Source organism: Candidatus Limnocylindrales bacterium (assembly GCA_035626395.1).
Lineage (GTDB): Bacteria > Desulfobacterota > Binatia > UBA1149 > CAITLU01 > DASPNH01.
In genome coordinates this window covers 380582-400333 of record DASPNR010000007.1, presented here as the reverse complement: position 1 = coordinate 400333, position 19752 = coordinate 380582, and the positions used below count along the sequence as shown (strand labels likewise).

The window sequence follows — 19752 nt, the reverse complement described above, 5'->3', positions numbered from 1 at the left end:
GTCAGAGCCGGGCGCGAGTGACCTACGGCCGAACTTTACTTGCAAGGCGCCTTGGTCATCGAGGCGATCGCTGTGTTAAGTTCGCCTCCCAGCGATGCATTCAAGGATCGCTGCCGAGGGGAGCTCATGGATAAGTCACCACGTCCATCCAAGCGTTCACATGGCGAGGGGCCGGACCTCTCGCGCCGCGAGTTGCTGACCGGCGCGGCGAGGATCACGCTCGCGGCTCTCGTGACTGCAGTGTTGCCTCGCGTCCGGCAGGCACACGCCGGCGGCGTCGCGGGCGGGGTTCCGATCGAAACGTGGCGCCGGTGGATCGACGCGGCCCTCAGCGGCATTTCGCAGGGTGTCGACGAGTGGACTCAGGCCGCGCAGCTCACCGGCGGCGTGGTCAACGCCAGCAACGTGTTCCTCAAACCGGGGTCGCTCTCGGGCCCATCGTTCGAGCAACTCGTTCATACCTCGATGCAAAACGCCGGGGCGCCCGGCGACGTCGCTGCTGCATTCTCCGGGGTGTCGTGGGAGGCATGGCGGACCTGGGCCGCGAGCTACTACATGGCCATCAACAAGGCGCTCCCGCAGTTCGCGGCAGTGGCGGCAGGGGAGGCGCCGGACACGCCGATCAAACCACGCCCGCTGAGGAGAGGTATCGCGCCCGGCAGGATCGGCATGACGCCGGATGTGCTCGCTCGTGCACTCTCGGAAGTACTGATGGAGCGAATGGACGATCCCAACGCAGCCATCGCGACCGAGGAGTTCGCACGCGTCTACTCGAACGGGTTTGCCGGTTGGTATCGGGGCGCCACGCTCGTCAACGTGCTCGGCAAAGGACCGGTCCCGAGCTTCGCTCCTCCTTATGTGCCGGTCGGCCCCGTCGTTCTTGGCGAGGTTTACAGCACGAAAGCGCTCGAGGCCGGCCCGTTCCTGGCGTGACACGCGTCGTTCTCATCAATCCGCCGTCGCCTGAGCGGCTCGGCGCTCCGCTGCTCGGCTTGCAGTACGTCGCTGCGGCGCTGCTAGGGCGCGGCTGCGATGTGACGGTGATCGATGCGGCGGCGCGCTCTTTCGAAGGATCGCACGAGCTCATCGCGCAGGCGGTGATCGACCTCGAGCCGGACATCGTCGGCATGGGACTGTTCACGCGCTGGGTGTGGCATGCCTATCGGCTCGTCGATGTCTTGCGCGAGACGGTCCTCGTGGACGGGCCGGCGACGGCGCCAGGCGGGCGCTCCAGGAAACGTCCGCTGTTCGTGGCCGGCGGCGCGCACACGACGGTGCGGCCGCTCGAGCCGCTTGCGCGCGGCTTCGACGTTGCCGTCAGCGGCGAGGCCGAAGAGACGATTCTGGACCTCGTCGACGTCGTCGAAGGCCACCGCGCCCTCCACACGGTGCCCGGCCTTCACGTGCGCGCCGCCGACGGCAGCTTCCACCATACCGGCCCGCGCGGCTTCGTCGAAAGCCTCGACACGCTGGCCTGGCCGCAACGCGCGCAGGCACTGTTCGACGCGCGCTGGTACGGCGCCGCTGGCACGGCCGCGCCTGGCGGCATGCTCACCAGCCGCGGCTGTCCTGCGCGCTGCACCTTCTGTGCGAACTACGTTACCGGCCGCGGGTTTCGCTATCGCAGCGCCTCCGACGTCGCCGCCGAGCTGAACGCCTACCACGCCTCGGGTGGCGCTACGTTCTATCCGTTCTGGGACGACGCTCTCACCGCCCGCCGCGATCATCTGGAGAGCCTGTGCGAGGCGCTGCGCCGCGACGTGGCCTTTCCCCTGGGATGGAGCGCGATCACGCGCGCCAGCATGGTGACGTTCGAGATGTTGCGCACGATGCGCGACGCCGGCTGCGTCGCCGTCAACTTCGGCGTCGAGAGCGGCGATGACCGCATCCTGCGCGCCATCAAGAAGGGCATCACCACCGCAACGGTGGTGCGTGCGCTCGAATGGGCGAAAGAGCTCGGGCTGACCACCGCGTGCAACTTCATGCTGGGATTTCCGCAAGAAGAGCCCGAGCACGTCGAGCATACGCTCCGCTTCATGGAACGCATTGCGCCGATGGTCGACGCGTTCAGCACGCTCGGCGTCCTGATCCCGTTTCCCGGGACCCCTCTTTACGAGGAGTATCACGCCGGTTACGGCTTCACGGACTGGTGGCTCGAGGAGCGCTACTCCAAGCGGTGCGAGCCGCCGCCGCTCGGCGACCGTGCCGCCTATCATCGCTACTACCTGGACGACGCTTCCCTCGAGCTCGATTTCTTCCGCTACACGCCGCAGATGCGCTCGCTCATCCGCCAGTGCCTGCGCTTTAAAGGCGAGCACAACCTCCGGCGAATGGGACAGCTGCCGGCGCCGGTGGCCGCATGAAGATCGCCGCGCTCCAGGACTCGACAGGCGCATCGCCGGAGACGCTGCGGCGGCGGGCGGCCGCCGATGGCTATCTGTTCCTGCGGCGGGCGATCCCGCAGGACCGCTTGATGCGGCTGCGTAGACGGGTCGCCGGCGCCTGCGTGGCACGCGGTTGGCTCCGGCGCGGCCGCACCGACCCGTCCCTGCGGCTCGGCGCTTACGACGATCCGCGCTTCATCGCATTCCTGCAGGAGATCATGGGGACGAAGGCGTACGGTGGCCTGCAGGCGTCGCCTTCGATTCGCACCACGCTCCAAACCATCCTGGACGACGACCCCGTACCGAACGTTGGCGATCTGTGCCGGCTGGTCTCGCCCGGCGCCGTCGATCTGACGACGCCGCCGCATCAGGACGCGGCCTATGTTCGCTCGAGTGAGCGGATGTGGACCGCGTGGATGCCGCTCACCCGCTGTCCGCTGCCGCTTGGTCCACTCGCCGTGCTGCCAGGTTCGCACCGCAACGGGCTTTGCGAGCACGCCAGCGATGGCGTGACGGTGGACGACGATGCCGAATGGGCAACCGGAGATCTCGAGCCCGGAGACGTCATCTTTTTCTCGAGCACGACGATCCACCGCGCCCTGCCGAACCTGACGGCCGACCGGCTGCGGATCTCCGTCGACTACCGCTACCGGCCGCGCAGCGAGCTCGCGTGAGCGCCGCGACTGCACCGACGTGGCCTGCGCCGCAACACGGCGGCGCCCTTGGTTGGGACGATCCGCGAACGGCGGAGGCGTATGCCGCGTTCGATGCAAGCTACGGCCGCTACGCCGCCGCGAGCCGCGCGGTGGTACGTCACGCACGCATCCGGCGAAGCGATCGCGTGCTCGATCTCGGCGCGGGGATCGGCGGCACCACGCACGCGGTGCTGACGCGCCTGAACGGCGACGGCCGCGTCGTCTGCGTGGAGCCCGCCCGGGCAATGCGTGCGGCCGGCGAATCACGCGTGCTCGATCCGCGTGTTCGCTGGCTGGCGACGCTGCCGGCGGCCGACGCCGCGTTCGACCGAATCGTCTGCAGCGCGGCGATCTGGTTGCTGCAGCCGCTCGGACAGACGTTCGCAATGCTGGCGCGAGCGCTCGCGCCTGGCGGCCTCTTGTCGTTCAACGTGCCGGCGCTCTACCTCGGCGAGCCCGACGCGCCAGGCGGCGGCACCGATCCGCTGCTGCTGAGATTGCCGGCGGAGATCGCGGCGGGGCACACGTTCGATGGCCAGGAGCGCATCCGAGGAAGGCTTCCTTGCGATCCGACACCTGTGCCCGCGGACGTCGCCAGCGTGGAATCGACGCTGGCAACGGCCGGCTTTCGCAGCCGGCGCTGGCGATTTCGCGTTCGACTGACGCAACCGATGCTGCGTGACTGGATGAAGATCCCCGTCGTGACGGACCCGCTGCTCGCGCCGCTCGCTCCCGCCGCGCGCAACGCGATCATCGACGCTGCTTACGAACGCTGCGATCCTGCATCGTGGCGGTGGGAGCGGTGGATCGGGTGGACGGCGCAGCGCTGAGGGTCGTGGCCGCGCGCCGACAACGACGCCACCTCGTCGCTGCGCATTTCGCGTCTTAACCGAATTCCAACCGAGCACTGACGCGGGCCTGACACGGCGCCCTCAGATTGCCACCCGTTGGTCATCGATGGTGGTCTCGGGTGACGGTACGGATACCGCGTGCCCGCAACCGGAACCTGACACCACCTCGGTGGCCTCTCGGCTTTCATCGAACCTGAACCATCCACCTCGGCAGGGGGAGCGATATGCGACACGACCTGACGATATCCGGGCTTACGCTGGCCTGCGCGCTCATGATGGCACCTGCAGCCGGAGTCGCGGCCGACGCTGCCACCGGGCCAGCCGTTCCGCCAGCGGCGGCTGCGAGCTCGACACCGCCAGCGACCGACTCGACGGCGGCCAAGCCGGCATCGACCGAGCTGCTGGAGCGCGCGCGGGCCGAGCAGAAAGAGACCTACAGGGCCGATCTGGCCGCCCAGCAGCGTATCGACCAGCTGGACGAGGAAACCCAGAGGCTGCTGTCCGAGTACCGCAAGGCCTTGGCCGACGCCGAGAGCCATGCCAGCTACGCGGCTCAGCTCGAAAAGCAGGTTGCCTCGCAGAGCGAGGAGCTCGCCGGCATTCAGACCCGTCTCGACGAAGTCGAGGCCACCGCGCGTTCGGTGACGCCGCTGATGCAGCGCATGCTGGCCACGCTTCGCCAGTTCGTCGAGCTGGACATTCCCTTCCTCGTGGAGGAGCGCCGCAATCGCGTGGCGGTTCTCGAAGGCATGATGGACCGCGCCGATGTGACCATCTCCGAGAAGTATCGCCGCATCATCGAGGCCTACCAGGTCGAGATGGACTATGGGCGCACCATCGAAGCCTACGAAGCCAAGCTCACCGGGGCGGACGATGCGCCGGCCCGCACCGCCGGCGATGAAGCCAGAACCGCCAAATTCCTGCGCATCGGTCGCGTCTCGCTCCTCTACCAGACGCTCGACGGCAAGGAGACGGGTTATTGGGATACAGGCGCTGGCCGATGGGTCGTGGACAACGACTACGCTCATGCATTCAAGGAAGGAGTCGCGGTGGCGCTGAAGCTGCGCGCTCCCGAGATGCTGCTGGCCCCCGTGCCGGCGCCGGTGGAGGTCCGCTCGTGATCGCCCGTCTTTCCATCCTTGCCACTGCGGCTGTGGCCGTGGTCCTGTCGACGTTGCCGGCGGGCGCCGCCGACAAGCCGGCTACGCTCGAAGAGCTGCTCGAACGGACGCGCAACGCGCGTGCCGAGCACGAAAAGGTCAATGCCGAGCGTGAGCGCATCTTTCTTGCCAGCAAGCAGGATCAGGCGCGCATGCTCGCGGAGGCCGTGCGCAAGCGGGACGAGGCCGAGGCGCGCAGCAAGGCACTGTCGGCGCGCTTCGACGAGAACGAGCGTAAGCTGGCCGAGCAGGAAGACCTGATGAACCAGCGCATGGGCAGCCTCGGCGAGCTGTTCGGCGTGGTGCGGCAGGTTGCGGGCGACGGCGCCAACGTCATGTACACATCGCTTCTGTCGGCGCAGTACCCCGGACGCGACAAGTTCTTCACCGAGCTGGGCAAGGCCAAATTTCTGCCGTCCACGGAGGATCTGGAGCGGCTGTGGTTCGAGTTGCAGCGGGAGATGACGGAGAGCGGACGCGTCGTGCGCTTCCCGGCAACCATCGTCGAGGCCAGCGGGAATGCCCGCCAGGCGCAGGTCGTGCGCATCGGCAGCTTCGTGGCGATGTCGGAAGGCCGCTACCTGAACTATCTGCCGAGCCTCGGCCAGCTTGCCGTGCTGGCACGCCAGCCGTCCGACGATCTGACCTCGCTGGCGCGCGATCTCCAGACTGCGCGCGAGGGCTACGTGCACGCCGCGGTGGATCCGACGCGCGGCGTGCTGCTGACGATGATCGTGCAGCGCCCCGACATGATGGAACGCATCGAGAAGGGCGAAGCCGTCGGCTACCTGATCATCGCCGTCGGTTTGATCGGCGTTCTCGCCGCGCTCTACCAGACGCTCTACCTGGTCTGGACGCGCCTGGCCGTGCGCCGCCAGCTCGCCAACCTCGACCAGCCGCGGACGGACAACCCGCTCGGCCGCGTGCTGCGCTCGGTGCGCACGACGCCCGAGACGATCGAAGAGGACGCCGAAGTCGTCGAGCTTCGCATCTCGGAGGCGGTGCTTCGCGAGGTGCCGCGCCTGGAGCGTTTCCAGGCGTTCCTGCGCCTGACCGTTGCCGCCGGTCCGCTGCTCGGGCTGATCGGAACCGTGATCGGCATGATCATCACGTTCCAGTCCATCACCGAGTCCGGGTCCTCCGACCCGCGCCTGATGGCCAACGGCATCGGTCAGGCCATGATCGCCACGGTGCTCGGCCTCGGCATCGCGATCCCGCTGCTGTTCATGAATGCCGGGCTGGCGTCGATGTCGCGCGGCGTCGTGCAGATCCTGGACGAGCAGAGCGCGGGCATTCTGGCCGAGCGGCTCGAGCGCGCCAAGGCGCGGCACCGCGATGGCTGAGATGATCTTCGCGCAGTTCCTCGGGCGGATGACCGCAACGTCTGTGGACGCGCCGGATGCCTTCACCGTGCTGCCGGAGCTGATCCTGGCGCGCGTTCAGGAGCTGGCCGCGCCGGTGCAGGCCCTGATCGACGAAGGCGGCCCGTTCGTCGTCGCGATCTTCGCGTGCGGCGTTGTCCTGTGGACGCTCGTGCTGGAGCGCTGGTGGTACTTCCGCCGCGTGCTGCCGCGCCAGACGCGCGAGGCGGTGCGCGCGTGGGAGTCGCGCAGCGATCACCACTCCTGGTGCGCACACCAGATCCGAACGGCGATGATCTCGCGGCTGAACGCGGCGATGAACACCAACGCTCCACTGCTGCGCGTGCTGGTGCCGCTCTCACCGCTGCTCGGGCTGATCGGCACGGTCGGCGGCATGCTCGAGGTCTTCGACTCGATGGCCATGAAGGGCTCGGCCGACGCGCGCGCAATGGCCAGCGGCGTATCCGAAGCCATGATCTGCACTCTGACGGGCCTCGCCGTCAGCATCTCGGGCCTGTACCCGGTCTATCACTTCCGCTCGCGCACCGCGCGCGAGACCGAGCTGATCGGCGACAAGCTGGTGTACTGACGTGCGCAAGACGCGGCGACATTCGGCGGCGATCGAGGAAGGCGCGGGGATCGACCTGGCGCCGATGCTCGACTTCGTCCTGAACCTGCTCATCTTCTTCATCATCACCGCCGTGTTCGTCAAGGAGGTCGGCATCGAGGTGCAGCGCCACGGCGGCGGCGCCGCCGGCTCGGCGACGGCCGGCGCCGAGAAGAGCACGGGCAGCATTTCGGTCGTGGTCAAGCAGAGCGGCGAGATCCTCGTGGACAACCGCGTGGTGGACGTGCGCGCCGTGCGCGCCAACGTCGACCGCCTGCACGCGCAGAAACCGGACTGGGGCGTCATGGTCACGGCCGAACAGAACACCGAGACCGGGCTGCTCGTGCAGGTGATCGATCAGGTGCGGCTGGGCGGCGTGCAGAACGTCTCGGTCGGGACATCCTCGAGGTAGGCGGCGATGCTCGGTCGCAGACATGCGTCGCACGAGGGCGAGGAGCACGGCATCGACCTGGCGCCGATGCTCGACTTCGTCCTGAACCTCCTGATCTTCTTCATCATCACGACCTCGTTCGTGCGCGAGGCGGGCGTCACCGTGTCGCGCCCGCAAGCGCAGACGGCCGTGCACGAGGAGTCGGGCAACATCCTGGTTGCCATCCGGCCCAACGGTGAGATCTGGATGGATCGCCGCCAGGTCGACATGCGCGAGATCCGTCCGACCATCGAGCGACTGCACCTGGAACGTCCCGAGGACTCGGTGATCGTGATCGCCGACAAGAGTGCCAGGGCAGGCCTGCTCGCGCAGGTGATGGACGAGGTGAAGCTCGGCGGCGTCAAGAAGGTCGCCATCGGCGCCTCCGGGCCCGAGTCGAAGTAGGGGATGTCGATGCTCCGCTTCCCCGTTGCGTTCGTGCTGGCCACGTTCCTGACCGCGAGCATGTTCGGCTTTCTCGGCCGCATGACCAGGACGCGCACCGAGGCGGCCGAGACCGTGCATCTCGCCAAGGTCGAGTTCGTACGGCTGCGCCGCGAAGTCGAGGTCGAAGAGAAGAAGCGCGAGAAGCCTCAGCGCGCAAAGCCCGAGCAGGTGCCGGTCGTGCCGACGATGGCGGTGGCCGAGCAGAAGGGCGTCGACCTGGGCCTTGACGTCCGGGCGATAGCCGCCGGCATCGGGGCCGAGTTCGGATCTGCCGGCGGTGGCGGCGGCGACGGCCGAGGCATTCCCGGCGGCCTCGCCTTCGGCGGCGGCATGAGCGATCGCGGCGCGCTGCCGCTGGTGCGCGTAGAGCCGCAGTATCCCCCGCAGGCGGCGCGGCGCGGCCTCGAAGGCTGGGTGCAGCTTCGCTTCACCATCTCGACGGCGGGCTCCGTCAAAGACGTCGCCGTCGTCAAGTCGAGCAACTCGATCTTCGAACGCGCGGCCGCCGCGGCCGTTGCCAAATGGAAATACGAGCCGCAGATGCGATCGGGACAGACGGTGGAAACGCCGGGCATCGAGGTCGTGCTGCGGTTCAAGCTGGACGCGTGACCACGGACAACCCATGAAAGCAGTTGGCGCCAGGCGCGATCTTCGCAGCGGGCGGCGAGACAGCGCCGCCGGACATCCCCTTCCTTGCCGCCGCGCACTCGCGCGGCGCGGCGCTGCGTTGCTTCTTGCTGTGGCGCTGCTCGCGGCGCCTGCACACGCTTCCCAGAGCCAGACAGGCGCTTCGGTCACGGTCACACCTGCCATCGCCGAACGTCTGCTCCGCGCCAACTCCTCCATGGAGGACAACAAGCTCGACGACGCACTGCGCATCGTCGACGACCTGGCCAGGGTTCGAAAGCTCGAGCCGGCGGACATCGCGCAGATCCATCGCTTCCGCGGCTACATCCTGCTCTCCAAGGGCACTACGGAGGCGGCCGCGCAGGAGTTCGAGAAGTCGCTGGCGCAGGACGCGCTCGATCCGGCGGCGCGGCAGGGACTGATGTACTCGCTGGCTCAGATCCACACGCAGAGTGGCCAGTACGCGCAGGCACTCGAGCTGATCGACCGCTGGTTCGCGGCTGCGGAGGATCCCAAGCCGGAAGCCTACTTCCTCAAGGCGATGATCCTCGTGCAGCAGGAGAAGTACGCTGAGGCGCGCGTGCCGGCGCAGGAGGCCATCGGCAGAATGGGCCAGCCGCGCGAGAGCTGGCTGCAGCTGATGGCGGCGATCCAGTTCGAGCTCCAGGACTACGCCGGCGTCGCGGCCACGCTCGAGCGCCTGGTGGCGCTGTCACCGCAGACCAAGCGCTACTGGATTCAGCTTGCCACCATCGAGAACACGCTCGGGCGCGGCGGCGACGCGGTGGCCACGATGGGCCTGGCCCACACCGCGCGCCTGCTCGACGAGGACCGCGAATATCGCCAGCTTGCGCGCTTCTTCTTCGCGCACGACCTTCCCTACCGCTGCGCGCAGACGATGGAGGAAGGGATGACGGCCGGCGTCGTCCACGGCGACGGCGAGGCCTACGAGCTGCTCGCCAACTGCCTGATCGCCGCGCGCGAGACCGATCGCGCCCTGGCACCGCTGGCCAAGGCTGGAGACCTGCTGCCGAGCGGGCAGAGCCTGCTGCTGCTCGGTCAGCTCCATCTCCAGCGCGACCGCTTCGAGCTGGCACGCGAAGCCTTGGCAAAGGCGCTCGCGAAAGCGCCGGACGAGCAGCGCGGTTCCATCGAGCTCCTGGTGGGAATCGCGCAGCTCGGCGCCAACCGCTTCGAGGAAGCGGAGCGTGCGTTCCGATCGGCCTCGGCGGATCAGAAGACGCGGGCGGCGGCTGAGACATATCTCAATCATCTCGAGCAGAAGCGGATGCGGGCGCAGCAGGAGGCGTCGCAGGGGGTGAACCTGGCTAGCGTGAATTAGCGCGAACACTGCTCTCGAACCTGCATTCCTCGTTTTCGTGCGGCACACTGTCGTGCAGCGCGGCAGCGCAAACCGGGAACAGGCATGGCGGATTCCTATGAGGTGGTGGTCGTGGGCGCGGGCCCGAACGGCCTGACGGCAGCGACGTGCCTGGCGCGGGCCGGCTACCGTGTGCTCGTGATGGAGGCGAAGGGCGTTGCGGGCGGGGGCTGTCGCACCGCCGAGCTCACGTTGCCGAAATTCCATCACGATGTTTGCGCGGCCATCCACCCGATGGGTCTGGCGTCGCCGGTCTTTCGTGAGCTCGAGCTCGAGCGCCATGGACTGGAGTGGGTGCGGTGCCCGCTGCCGCTCGCGCATGCCTTCTCCAGCGGCAGTGCGGCCGTGCTCGAACGTTCCTTGGAGGCGACCGCTTCGGCGCTGGGAAGGGATGGTCCCGCGTGGCGTGACCTGCTCCGGCCGTTTGTCGACTCCCACGACGCGTTCTTCGAGGACATCCTGCGGCCAATTCGCTGGCCGAAACACCCATTGTTGATGGCGCGATTTGGAGCAGTCGCCGTCCGCTCGTGCGCCAATGTGATTCGCCGGTTTCACACAAAGGGTGCGCGCGCCCTGTTCGCGGGCTGCGCAGCGCATTCGTTTCTCCCGCTCGAAGCCCTCGCCAGTGCATCGTTCGGATTGGCACTCGCCGTCGCCGCGCATGCATTCGACTGGCCGTGTGCACGCGGCGGGTCGCAGGCGATCGTCGATGCGCTGCTGCGTTGCCTGTGCGAGCACGGCGGCGCACTTCAGACCGACACGGTCGTCCGCTCTCTCGGCGACGTGCCAGAATCCAGAGCGGTATTGTTCGATCTGACGCCGAGACAAATCGCTGCCATCGCCGGCGAAGCGTTGCCGTCAGGCTATCGGCGGAGACTCGAACGGTTTCGCTACGGCCCCGGCGTGTTCAAGATCGACTGGGCGCTGCGCGGCCCGATCCCATGGAAAAACCCGGACTGCCGGCGCGCCGCGACTGTCCACATCGGCGAGAGCTTCGAGGAAATCGCCGCGTCCGAGGATGATGCCTTTCATGGCCGCGTTTCCGAGCGTCCGTTCGTGCTCGTCGCGCAGCAGTCCTTGTTCGATGCGACGCGCGCCCCGGCCGGGCAGCACACCGGGTGGGCTTACTGTCACATGCCGCACGGGTGCGATCTGGACGTGACGGCGCGAATCGAACAACGCATCGAAGCGTGCGCGCCAGGTTTCCGCGATCAGATCCTGGCCCGCCATGTCATGACCTCCAGCGACATCGAACGTCACAATGCGAACATGATCGGCGGCGACATCGGCGGCGGCGCGAATGTGCTGCGACAGTTCCTCTTCCGCCCGGTGCCGCGCTGGAATCCCTACACCACGCCCAATCCGCGCCTCTTCCTCTGCTCGAGCTCGACTCCGCCCGGGGGCGGCGTGCATGGGATGTGCGGCTATTGGGCGGCGCAGGCCGTCCTGCGGCGGCTCGGTTAGAGCATCTGGCGCAGGTCGGCGACGAACTTCTGGAACCCGGACTCGTATTGCGCTCCTGGCGGCAGGCGGAGCAGCGCGGACGGATGAATCGTCACGAGCGTGGGGCCGAATCGGGAATCGAGGATGCGCCCGCGCGTCTCGGTGACGCCGATCTGCGTGTCGAACAGCGAACGGGCCGCGGTAGCGCCGAGCGCGACGACCAGTTCCGGTTTCAACAGTTCCAATTCCGCCTCGAGCCATGGACGGCATGCTGCGATGTCGCGTGCGCCCGGCCTTTTGTGAATGCGGCGTTTGCCGCGCGGCTCCCATTGGAAGTGCTTCACCGCGTTCGTGACGTAGAGCTGCGAACGGCCGATCCCCGCCGCCGCGAGCGCGCGATCGAGCACCTGACCGGCGGGACCGATGAATGGCTTGCCGGCGAGGTCTTCATCATTGCCGGGCTGTTCACCGACCAGGACGACGCGCGCATCAAGCGAGCCTTCTCCGAACACGGTGCACGTCGCGTTTCTCCAAAGCGGGCACGCTTTGCACGTCCGCGCGGCATCGCGCAGCAACGGCCAGTCGCGTGTCTGCGGCGGTTGGGCGAGTGAGTAGTCGCTGTCGTGCACGCGCTGCAATTCACTGCGCTCGATCATGGCGTTGACGCGGATCGGCGCGTTGGCGAGTAGCGGTGCGATGGCGTTCGCTTCGGGAAGATTCTTCCAGTTGCGCACCGGCATCTGCGCTTTCATCGCGCGGACCTTCACGCGCGCGGGGTTGAAGATGCTGGAGTAGTACGTGATCCAAAGCGATTCCACGTCGTCGGCGAGAGGCGCACGCGACTTGTCCGCACCCGCGCTGAAGCTGATCTCCTCACCATTCCAGTGCATGCAGCGCTTTGGCGTAAGGATGCTCCAGCGCATGTTCGTAAATCGGTCGGCGAAAAATCGTTCGTTCAGTTGGATCGACTCGTGCTCGGGCTCGTACCACGCCACGAACCATCGCTCGCCCTCGAGCTGCGTTTCCCGGAATCGGACGTATTGCCGCATGCGATACGCATCCTTTCGTACTTCCTGTTCCATGTGCCGCAGAGCGACAACGTCCCGATCCGTGGGAATCTCCAACAGCTTCGGCTCGCCGTGGGTGAGCCGCCACAACACACGGTAGAGCAGCGACCACCTCGATTCGTCCGAGTGCAAGGCGACGACGCGCGCGGTCTTCAGAAACGCGGCTGGGACGCGGAAGGCGCGGCGCTCCGTGCCGACAGCGCCGCCCGTGTGTGCGTCGTCATCGACCGATCCCTGCGCGGCGGGAACGGCGCGACCTGCGCCGCCGAAAAGGTCGAGGGAGGGTTCGCCGGCACTGGAGTTCCACACGACGTCGCTTGGCGACAGTTCATCGTGCAACGCCCCTCTTGCGGCGCTTTGCCACGACTCGAAGTTCGGCTCGATGTTGTTCAGTCTCACTGCTTCGCCGCCGCGCGGGCTTCAGCTTGCTTCAGCGCTGTCTGCAACCGGACCGGGAAAGCGCGGCGCAGCCGCGGCGCTCCTTCCGCGTCAGTCTCGCTCACGCTTCACTAAAGCTGCCCATCCAGCACGGATGCCTCCGGCGCGCTGAACAGATCCATCTGCTCGGGCGGAGGTTTGAGGCGAGCAGCCAGGCGATCGCTGTCCAGCTCGCGACCGGGGTGATGATCGGCTGCTTCGATGAACGGCAGCGCTTTCTTGATTGGCACGCGGAGGCGAATCAGGTCTGCCAGGCGCACGCTCGACCAACGTCGCGCCTGGATGATCCGGTCGACGTTCCTCACGCCAAGCCCTGGCACGCGCAGCAGGAGCGCACGCGGAGCTTTGTTCACGTCCACCGGGAACGCGTGTCGGTTGCGCAACGCCCACGCGAGCTTCGGGTCGATGCGCAGGTCGAGGTTCGGCGCTGCCTGGCTGGTGATCTCGTGCGCCTGGAAACCATAAAAGCGCATCAACCAATCGGCCTGGTAGAGGCGATGCTCGCGCACGAGCGGCGGCGCCAAGAGCGGCAGCTTGCTCGACGCGCTCGGGATCGGGCTGAACGCCGAATAGTAAACGCGCCGCAGCTTGTAATTGGAATATAAAGTCGTGGCTTGCTGCAGAATCGTGTGATCGGGCGCATCGGTGGCGCCGACGATCATCTGCGTCGTCTGGCCGGCGGCCGCGAATCCCGTGCCGCCCGCGCCGTCCTTCCGCTCCTCTGCGCTCGCATCGATGCGTTCTCGGATCGCGCCCATGGCCTGCTGAATGCGCTCCGCATTCTTCTCCGGCGCGAGCTGGGCCAGGTCGGCGCGCGTGGGCAGCTCGATGTTGATGCTGATGCGGTCGGCGTACCGCCCGGCTTCATCGATCAGCGCCTGGCTGGCCTCGGGAATCGTCTTCAGGTGGATGTAGCCTCGAAACTCGTGCTCCACGCGCAGCTTTCGCGCGACGGCCACGACCTGCTCCATCGTGTAATCTGGATTCCGGATGACGCCGGAGCTGAGAAACAGACCCTCGATGTAATTGCGCCAATAAAAATCGAGCGTGAGCTGTACCACCTCGTCCGGGGTGAAGCGCGCACGCTGCACGTCGCTCGACACGCGATTCACGCAGTAGAGGCAGTCGTAGATGCAGTAGTTGGTCAGGAGAATCTTCAGCAGGGACACGCAACGGCCATCCGGGGTGAAGCTGTGGCAGATGCCGGCTCCGGTAACCGAGCCGACGCCGTTGCTGTTGCGCGAGGTTCGTTGGACGCCGCTGTTGCTGGCGCAGGAAGCGTCGTACTTGGCGGCGTCGGCGAGAACGGCGAGTTTTTGCTGCAGGTCCATCGCGGAGCAGGTGCACAATGTAAACGACATTGCCGCGCCAACAAATGGGAAATGTCCTTCAGACGAGCAGCGTTGCCGCGAGCCCTGAGGCGACGCCGAGCAGAACCCCCGCCGTGACGTCGAGAGGGTAGTGCGCGCCCAGCCCGACGCGGGAACATGCGATGGCCGTCGCGAGCGCGAGCTCCAGGCCGCCCAGAACCGGATGAGCGGACGAAAGCGCCGTGGCTACCGCAAAGGCCACGGTGCTGTGGCCGGACGGGAAAGAGAAGAGATCCGGATTGGCCATCGATGCGGCAAAGGATTCGATGGCGTGATCGGGTCTGGACCGGCGGCACAGGCGCTTGAGCAGCTGCGAGAGTGCGGTGCCTACCACGGCGCCTGCCACCAGCAGCTGCACGTGCGAGGCCCCGTCCGGCAAGAGCGCCGCCAGAACCGCGCCATGAACGAACCATCCCGCGGTGTCACCCGCTCTGGTCAGCGCACGCATCGCACGTGTGAGCCACCACCGCCGCGAGCGGCTGCTCGCGATCAGAAGCTGCGTGTCCCAGTCGAGAACCCGTACCCAACCGCTCTGGAGAACCATCACGATCTTCGGCATACCGCACTCTCCTGCCGCTCCGCCTGCCGGGCGGCCACGGGGAGTGTGCCCGGCGCATGTGAACGCAGGATGAGCGGCAGGTGGAATGCTCGCCTCGGCGACGGCGGCAAAAGAGGATCTACTCGCAGGCCACCGAAGTGACGGCCAGCACTGGCTGTCGCGGCTCGAAGTCGGGGTTCGATGCGTCCGCCAGCGTCAGCGCGAAAGCGTTCGCCGCAAGCTGTGGGTCGTCGGTGGCGAACGAGCATCGTGCCAGCGCCGCGGGCGCCTGGACGCCCGATGCGAGGATCACCGAGTGCCGCAGGCGCCTGGTGCCGTCGTTGTCGAAGAAGCTCGATAGTGCGTTCGGCACCAGCGAGCTGCAGCGGACGCTGGTGCCCGATCCCAGCAGCAGGCCAGGCGCAGTGGGATAGTCCATTTGATAGGTGACACCGCCGAGCAGCTCACTGCTGGTGACGCCGATCGTGATCCGACACGTGTAGCGGAAACCGGAGCAGTCGCTCTGGCATGCGCCATGGGGACCGTTGTCCACGCCGTTGTCGCAACGCTCGGCGCCTCCGCCGGGCCCGCTGGTGCATGCAGCGCTCGTGCAGACGAAGCCGTCGCCGCAAACGGCATGCCGGCAGGCGGGCGTGCAAAGGTCGGAGGCGACGCCATTGCCGTCGTCGCACTGCTCGGGCGGCGCATCGTTGACGGTGCCGTCGCCGCAGAACTCCATTCGGCACGCGGCATCGCAGCCATCGAGGGCGGCGAGGTTGCCGTCGTCGCAGGTCTCGGCCGCATCGGTCACGCCGTCGCTGCAGCGCGGTAGCGAGCAGTCGGTGCGGCATGCATCCGGCGTCGCGTCCGAGTTGGCCGCACCGTTGTCGCACGCCTCGCCCTCCTGGGGGATGCCGTTGCCGCAGACCGGGTCGGTCGGAAACGCCAGATCGAGCAGAGAGAAGACGGCCGTCGTGTTGGCGTCGAAGATGCAGCGACGAAACTCGTGCACGTCGAAGCCGCCGTCGGAGGAGGCGGGGCACCCTTCGTATCGGATGTCGTCGAGACCGATGCGGGCGCACGCGGCCGGCAGCGCCGTCAGCCACGCAAGATACGCACGAAGAATGATCTCGTCGTGAGCGTCGGAGCCGGTTCCCGGACCGTACGGCGGCGGCATCGCCAGACAATCGACCCCCTGCGAAAGCTCGCCCGACTCTCGCGCCAACCGGCACGAAAGACGCCCGCGCAGCTCGCCGGTCATCATGATGCGTGCGCGCCCGGCGGCGGCGACGAGGCAATGGGCCTCGTGCCCGCGCAGGAACGAGGGCGGCGATGGATACTGGATCGCCAGCACCTGCTCGAGAAGATCGCTGCCGCGACTGACAATGCATGCGGCGAGATCCTCGCCGTCGAACTCGCCGGCAGCATCGGGGCATGCGCCTGGATAGCTGAGGAGCGTGAAGTCGGCGTCGTGGCAGGCCAGGACGATGTCGCGCTCGAGCTGGTCGTCCGCGCGAGCCAGGCGGCGCGACATGACGGGATCGGTCGTGGCACCCGAGCAGTCGGTGTCGGAGGAGAGCATGCCGGCCACGATGCGGCTGCGGCATTGCTGGCGGATCTTGATGCTCTTCTCGACCCAGCGCTTCAGGCCTGTCGCGATCGCGCGCCGGCACAGCCGGTGTCCATCTTCGTCGGCGGCGTCAGCCGGCGCGCTCCAGACACCGCAGGCAAGGAACACCGTGACGATGACGGCGAGCCTCGAATTGGTTTGCATGACGATGGCCTCCGGCCGGGTCGAAAAGAACGATCTCAGGTACCGATGCGCGTTCGCGGCGGATTCGCCACGTGACCGCCTTCGAAGGCTCCGGCGGGCCCGACCGATGGACCCGCCGGAGCCGGACCGACGCGACTGCGCTAGCGAGACATCCGGATCACGGCGCGAGGTATCCGGCGCTGTACTGCGTCTCCGTCTCGACGCCGCCAGTGAACGTCGTCTCCACACATGCACCGTTTTCGATGACGACCTGCGCGACCACCGGCTCTTCCATCGCCACCGACGGCGACTGGAACAGCGCGGCCTTGCTCTTGGCCTTGACCTGCACCTGCGTCTTGCCGGCGGCGCCGGACTTCACCTTGATCTGCGAGATGCCGTCGGCGTCACCCTTGAACTGGTAACCGGTCGTGCCGGAGGCCGCCCAGCCCGCGCCCGCCGGCACGTCCTGACCTAGAACCAGCTCGCCGTCGTCGTAGACACACCAGCTGTAGGTGGTGTCGCCGGTGACGGGGTCACCGAGTTCGGCGAAATCGATCGCGGCGCCCTTCTTCCACTGGTACTGGCCCTGGTCCTTGGCGTCGCTGGCCAGGTCGTTCTTGAGCTTGATCTTGCCGCCGCCGCCGGCCAGGCAGCCGGTCCGCGGCGACGCCGCGCACGATGCCGTATCCAGGCACTGGCTGCTGCAGCCGTCGCCGCCGACGGCATTTCCGTCGTCACACTCCTCGCCCGCCTGCGCCACGCCGTTTCCGCAGTCGACGATGGCCGGCACGCAGTTGGTGACCGAAACCGTGATCGTCGGAAACGGGGAAGCCTGCGCCGGCGGCGTCGACTCGTCGATCGCGTCTTCGACGGCGACGGAGAAATCACCGGCAACCGGCGTGCCGGTCGTGCCGATGAACGGACAGGTTGCGAACACGGATGGTCCGGCAAAGCCGGATGTGTCGACGTAGCCGAGGTCCAGGACCTGACCGTCCTGATCGTTCGACGCCTCCAGCGACCCCGGCGGCGTCAGCGTGCAATCGACGTCGACAGCGAAGTCTCCCGGTGCAGTGGCATAGTCGACGGCGAGCTGCAGGGCCCTGAGGTTGTCGGTCGTGTTGCTGACGCTGAAGACGACGTCGCACTGCTGCGCCTGCGCGTGCGCCGACCCGGCTCCCGCGGCAACGGCAATCATGGCCAGCCCTGCCACCAGGCCCGCCACCTTCGCGCGCGGGCCGGCAACCTTCATTGATCGGTTCGACATGACGATACTCTCCTCTCGCGCACGCCGATCGGCGTGGGCACAAAAAAACGTCGTGATGATCGGTGCGCCCGCTCTTGGCGAGGCCGCCGCAGCGGCCTGCCAAGGCGGGCAGGGAACGAAGACGTTACGGAGCGACCTGATTCGGGTAGCCGAAGGCGCCCACACCCGGATCGATGCTCTGGTTGAGCGGATCGGACTGAAACCACATCTGCACTTCGGCGTCCGTCACCGTTCCGCTGCCTTCGAAGGTCTTGGTCGCAGTGGGCGCCCAGACGATCGAGTTGTGGATCTCGAGGAGGCTGTCGGTGTTGTCGGTGAGCACGCCCGCGCGATGGTCGATGGTGTCGTTCTCGCTGCGGATGGCCGAACGTTCGGGCGAGGCGATGATGAGGTTCCAGAAGTCGCCCTGCGTGCGCGAGCGGAGGCTCATGCCGCCTGGGGAGCCCGCGGTCGCAGTCGAGCTGACGACCGTGATGTTGGCCATCGTCGGCGTGGATACTGGCGTGGCGGTCGGATTGCTCGAGAGGCTGTTGTCCATCTCGAACCCCTTGTCCGCCTCGTCGGTGTAGTGCTTGACGAGCGCGAACTGGACGCCGCCGTTGTAGCCGAAGTCGGTGTCGAGGCTGTCGTCGAGCGCACCCGTCACCACCGCGTGCTTGACCACCACATCTCCGCCGAAAATCTCGATGCCGTCGTCGCCGCTGTGGTTGGCCTGCACGTACTCGACCTCGGTGGAGCGGCCGATGCCGTACAGGGTGATCGCGTTGGTGTCGTTGCCGTTGACATCGATGATGTAGGCCGAGTGGCTGACCACGAGGTACCGGATGGCGCCCGCGTCCCAGTCGAAGTTGTCGACCACGCCGCCGTAGCGGACCGTGCCGAGCACGCCTTCGACGATGGCGTCACAGTAGGTGGCGTCGTTGCACGTGTTGATTCGGCCGCATCCGGTGACGATGAAGCCGCCCCACTCGCGGCGGTTGGACACCTCGTCACCCGTGGCCACCCAGTCCGACCACCAGGAGAACGAGTCCATGATGACCGGATCCTCGGCGGTGCCGTTGACGAAGACCTTCGAGCCGCGCGTCACGATCAGGTTGCGCGCGTTCTGGCCGAGGATGACGGTCCCCGGCTCGATCACCAGCGTGGACCTCACGGCCGAGTTGGCCGTTCCGGTGCTGCAGCTCTTGTCCTCGCCGTCGCCATCGCCGATGACGGTGCCGAGCGTGCCCTGGTCCGAGATCAGGTAGATGTTGTCATTGGTCAGGGTCAGCGTGCCGCCGCCGACCTGGTACCGCTGCGGCAGGCGGCAAAAGTCCATCGATCCTTGGAACGGCGCCGGTAGCGAGGTCGAGCCTTCGGGCGTCGTGCCGGGCGGGCAGGAGTTGTTCGCGCTGGGCGTTGCGCCGCCGAGAGTGCCGCCGCTGGCGGGCTCCCACACGGTATGGTTGCCGTGCACTTCGACGGTCCATCCCTGGGTCCAGTCGCCGAATTCGGGGTCCTGGTCCTGCGAGAAGGCGCCGATGTAGTCGGTCTTCTCGAAGAGCGGCGCAACGTTGGGATTGGTGACGTGCTGTTCCGGATCGAACGTGTAGTCGCTCGACTGAACGTCGGGCGTTCCACAGGGACAATCGACGTTGGTCGGCGACCCGACCGACGTCAGCAGGCACAGCAGCGCATCACCGGCCTTGGTGGGGCCGGAGCCCTTGGGCTGACAGATGCATGGCTTGTCGCACGTGGCCGAGCCGACGGCCGCGCGCAGGATGAACAGACAGTCGGTGGCGACGGGTGCGGCACCCGAGGTGACCGGCTGCGCGCATCCGCCGCGGTCGGCCTGCGCCGAGCCGGCGCCGAGGGCGACGACGAGCATGCCGGCTGCGGCCATGCCCGATAGGTTCCTGATTCGCATTCTTATCCTCCAGTTGGATGCGCACGTGAC

The 19752-nt window shown here is 67.2% G+C and carries 18 protein-coding genes; 12 read left to right on the top strand and 6 right to left on the bottom strand.

The annotated features are described in order from the left end of the window. Positions 1–126: 126 nt before the first annotated feature. From VEC57_05185 to VEC57_05130, 12 genes are all read left to right on the top strand, one after another. A complete protein-coding gene (locus VEC57_05185) occupies positions 127–933 on the top strand; it encodes a hypothetical protein (protein ID HYB98511.1) in 807 nt (268 codons plus the stop codon). Beyond that, a complete protein-coding gene (locus VEC57_05180) occupies positions 930–2363 on the top strand; it encodes a radical SAM protein (GenBank protein HYB98510.1) in 1434 nt (477 codons plus the stop codon). The genes VEC57_05185 and VEC57_05180 overlap by 4 nt, the downstream gene beginning before the upstream one ends. Then, entirely contained in the window at positions 2360–3058 is a 699-nt protein-coding gene (locus tag VEC57_05175) for a phytanoyl-CoA dioxygenase family protein (protein HYB98509.1), read from the top strand. The genes VEC57_05180 and VEC57_05175 overlap by 4 nt, the downstream gene beginning before the upstream one ends. Continuing rightward, the gene (locus VEC57_05170) at positions 3055–3909 is read left to right on the top strand and encodes a class I SAM-dependent methyltransferase (protein ID HYB98508.1); all 855 of its coding nucleotides are present in this window, start codon (positions 3055–3057) and stop codon (positions 3907–3909) included. Before VEC57_05175 ends, VEC57_05170 begins: the two co-directional genes overlap by 4 nt. Positions 3910–4154: 245 nt before the next feature. After that, entirely contained in the window at positions 4155–5051 is an 897-nt protein-coding gene (locus VEC57_05165; protein HYB98507.1) for a DUF3450 domain-containing protein, read from the top strand. Then, complete coding sequence (locus VEC57_05160) at positions 5048–6433, top strand: MotA/TolQ/ExbB proton channel family protein (protein ID HYB98506.1); 1386 nt, start codon at positions 5048–5050, stop codon at positions 6431–6433. Before VEC57_05165 ends, VEC57_05160 begins: the two co-directional genes overlap by 4 nt. Continuing rightward, positions 6426–7040: a MotA/TolQ/ExbB proton channel family protein gene (locus VEC57_05155; protein HYB98505.1), complete on the top strand. Its 615-nt coding sequence runs from the start codon at positions 6426–6428 to the stop codon at positions 7038–7040. The genes VEC57_05160 and VEC57_05155 overlap by 8 nt, the downstream gene beginning before the upstream one ends. Before the next feature lies 1 nt (position 7041). Continuing rightward, on the top strand, positions 7042–7470 hold the full coding sequence (locus tag VEC57_05150) for a biopolymer transporter ExbD (protein HYB98504.1): 429 nt from the start codon (positions 7042–7044) through the stop codon (positions 7468–7470). Between the two features lie 6 nt (positions 7471–7476). Next, positions 7477–7893, top strand: coding sequence for a biopolymer transporter ExbD (locus VEC57_05145; GenBank protein ID HYB98503.1), 417 nt, complete (start codon positions 7477–7479; stop codon positions 7891–7893). 3 nt (positions 7894–7896) lie between these two features. Continuing rightward, entirely contained in the window at positions 7897–8544 is a 648-nt protein-coding gene (locus VEC57_05140) for an energy transducer TonB (protein HYB98502.1), read from the top strand. 13 nt (positions 8545–8557) lie between these two features. Beyond that, complete coding sequence (locus VEC57_05135) at positions 8558–9904, top strand: tetratricopeptide repeat protein (protein ID HYB98501.1); 1347 nt, start codon at positions 8558–8560, stop codon at positions 9902–9904. 84 nt (positions 9905–9988) lie between these two features. Then, positions 9989–11407, top strand: coding sequence for an NAD(P)/FAD-dependent oxidoreductase (locus VEC57_05130; GenBank protein ID HYB98500.1), 1419 nt, complete (start codon positions 9989–9991; stop codon positions 11405–11407). Here the strand turns inward: VEC57_05130 and VEC57_05125 are convergent. The 6 genes from VEC57_05125 to VEC57_05100 form a co-directional block, all read right to left on the bottom strand. Further along, positions 11404–12852, bottom strand: coding sequence for a UdgX family uracil-DNA binding protein (locus tag VEC57_05125; protein HYB98499.1), 1449 nt, complete (start codon positions 12850–12852; stop codon positions 11404–11406). The genes VEC57_05130 and VEC57_05125 overlap by 4 nt on opposite strands. Positions 12853–12962: 110 nt before the next feature. Further along, positions 12963–14222: a putative DNA modification/repair radical SAM protein gene (locus VEC57_05120; GenBank protein HYB98498.1), complete on the bottom strand. Its 1260-nt coding sequence runs from the start codon at positions 14220–14222 to the stop codon at positions 12963–12965. Between the two features lie 58 nt (positions 14223–14280). Continuing rightward, positions 14281–14820: a phosphatase PAP2 family protein gene (locus VEC57_05115; protein ID HYB98497.1), complete on the bottom strand. Its 540-nt coding sequence runs from the start codon at positions 14818–14820 to the stop codon at positions 14281–14283. Between the two features lie 118 nt (positions 14821–14938). Beyond that, positions 14939–16573, bottom strand: coding sequence for a DUF4215 domain-containing protein (locus VEC57_05110; GenBank protein HYB98496.1), 1635 nt, complete (start codon positions 16571–16573; stop codon positions 14939–14941). A gap of 157 nt (positions 16574–16730) precedes the next feature. Then, complete coding sequence (locus VEC57_05105) at positions 16731–17816, bottom strand: hypothetical protein (protein ID HYB98495.1); 1086 nt, start codon at positions 17814–17816, stop codon at positions 16731–16733. Between the two features lie 124 nt (positions 17817–17940). Continuing rightward, entirely contained in the window at positions 17941–19722 is a 1782-nt protein-coding gene (locus VEC57_05100) for a hypothetical protein (GenBank protein ID HYB98494.1), read from the bottom strand. Positions 19723–19752 lie beyond the last annotated feature (30 nt).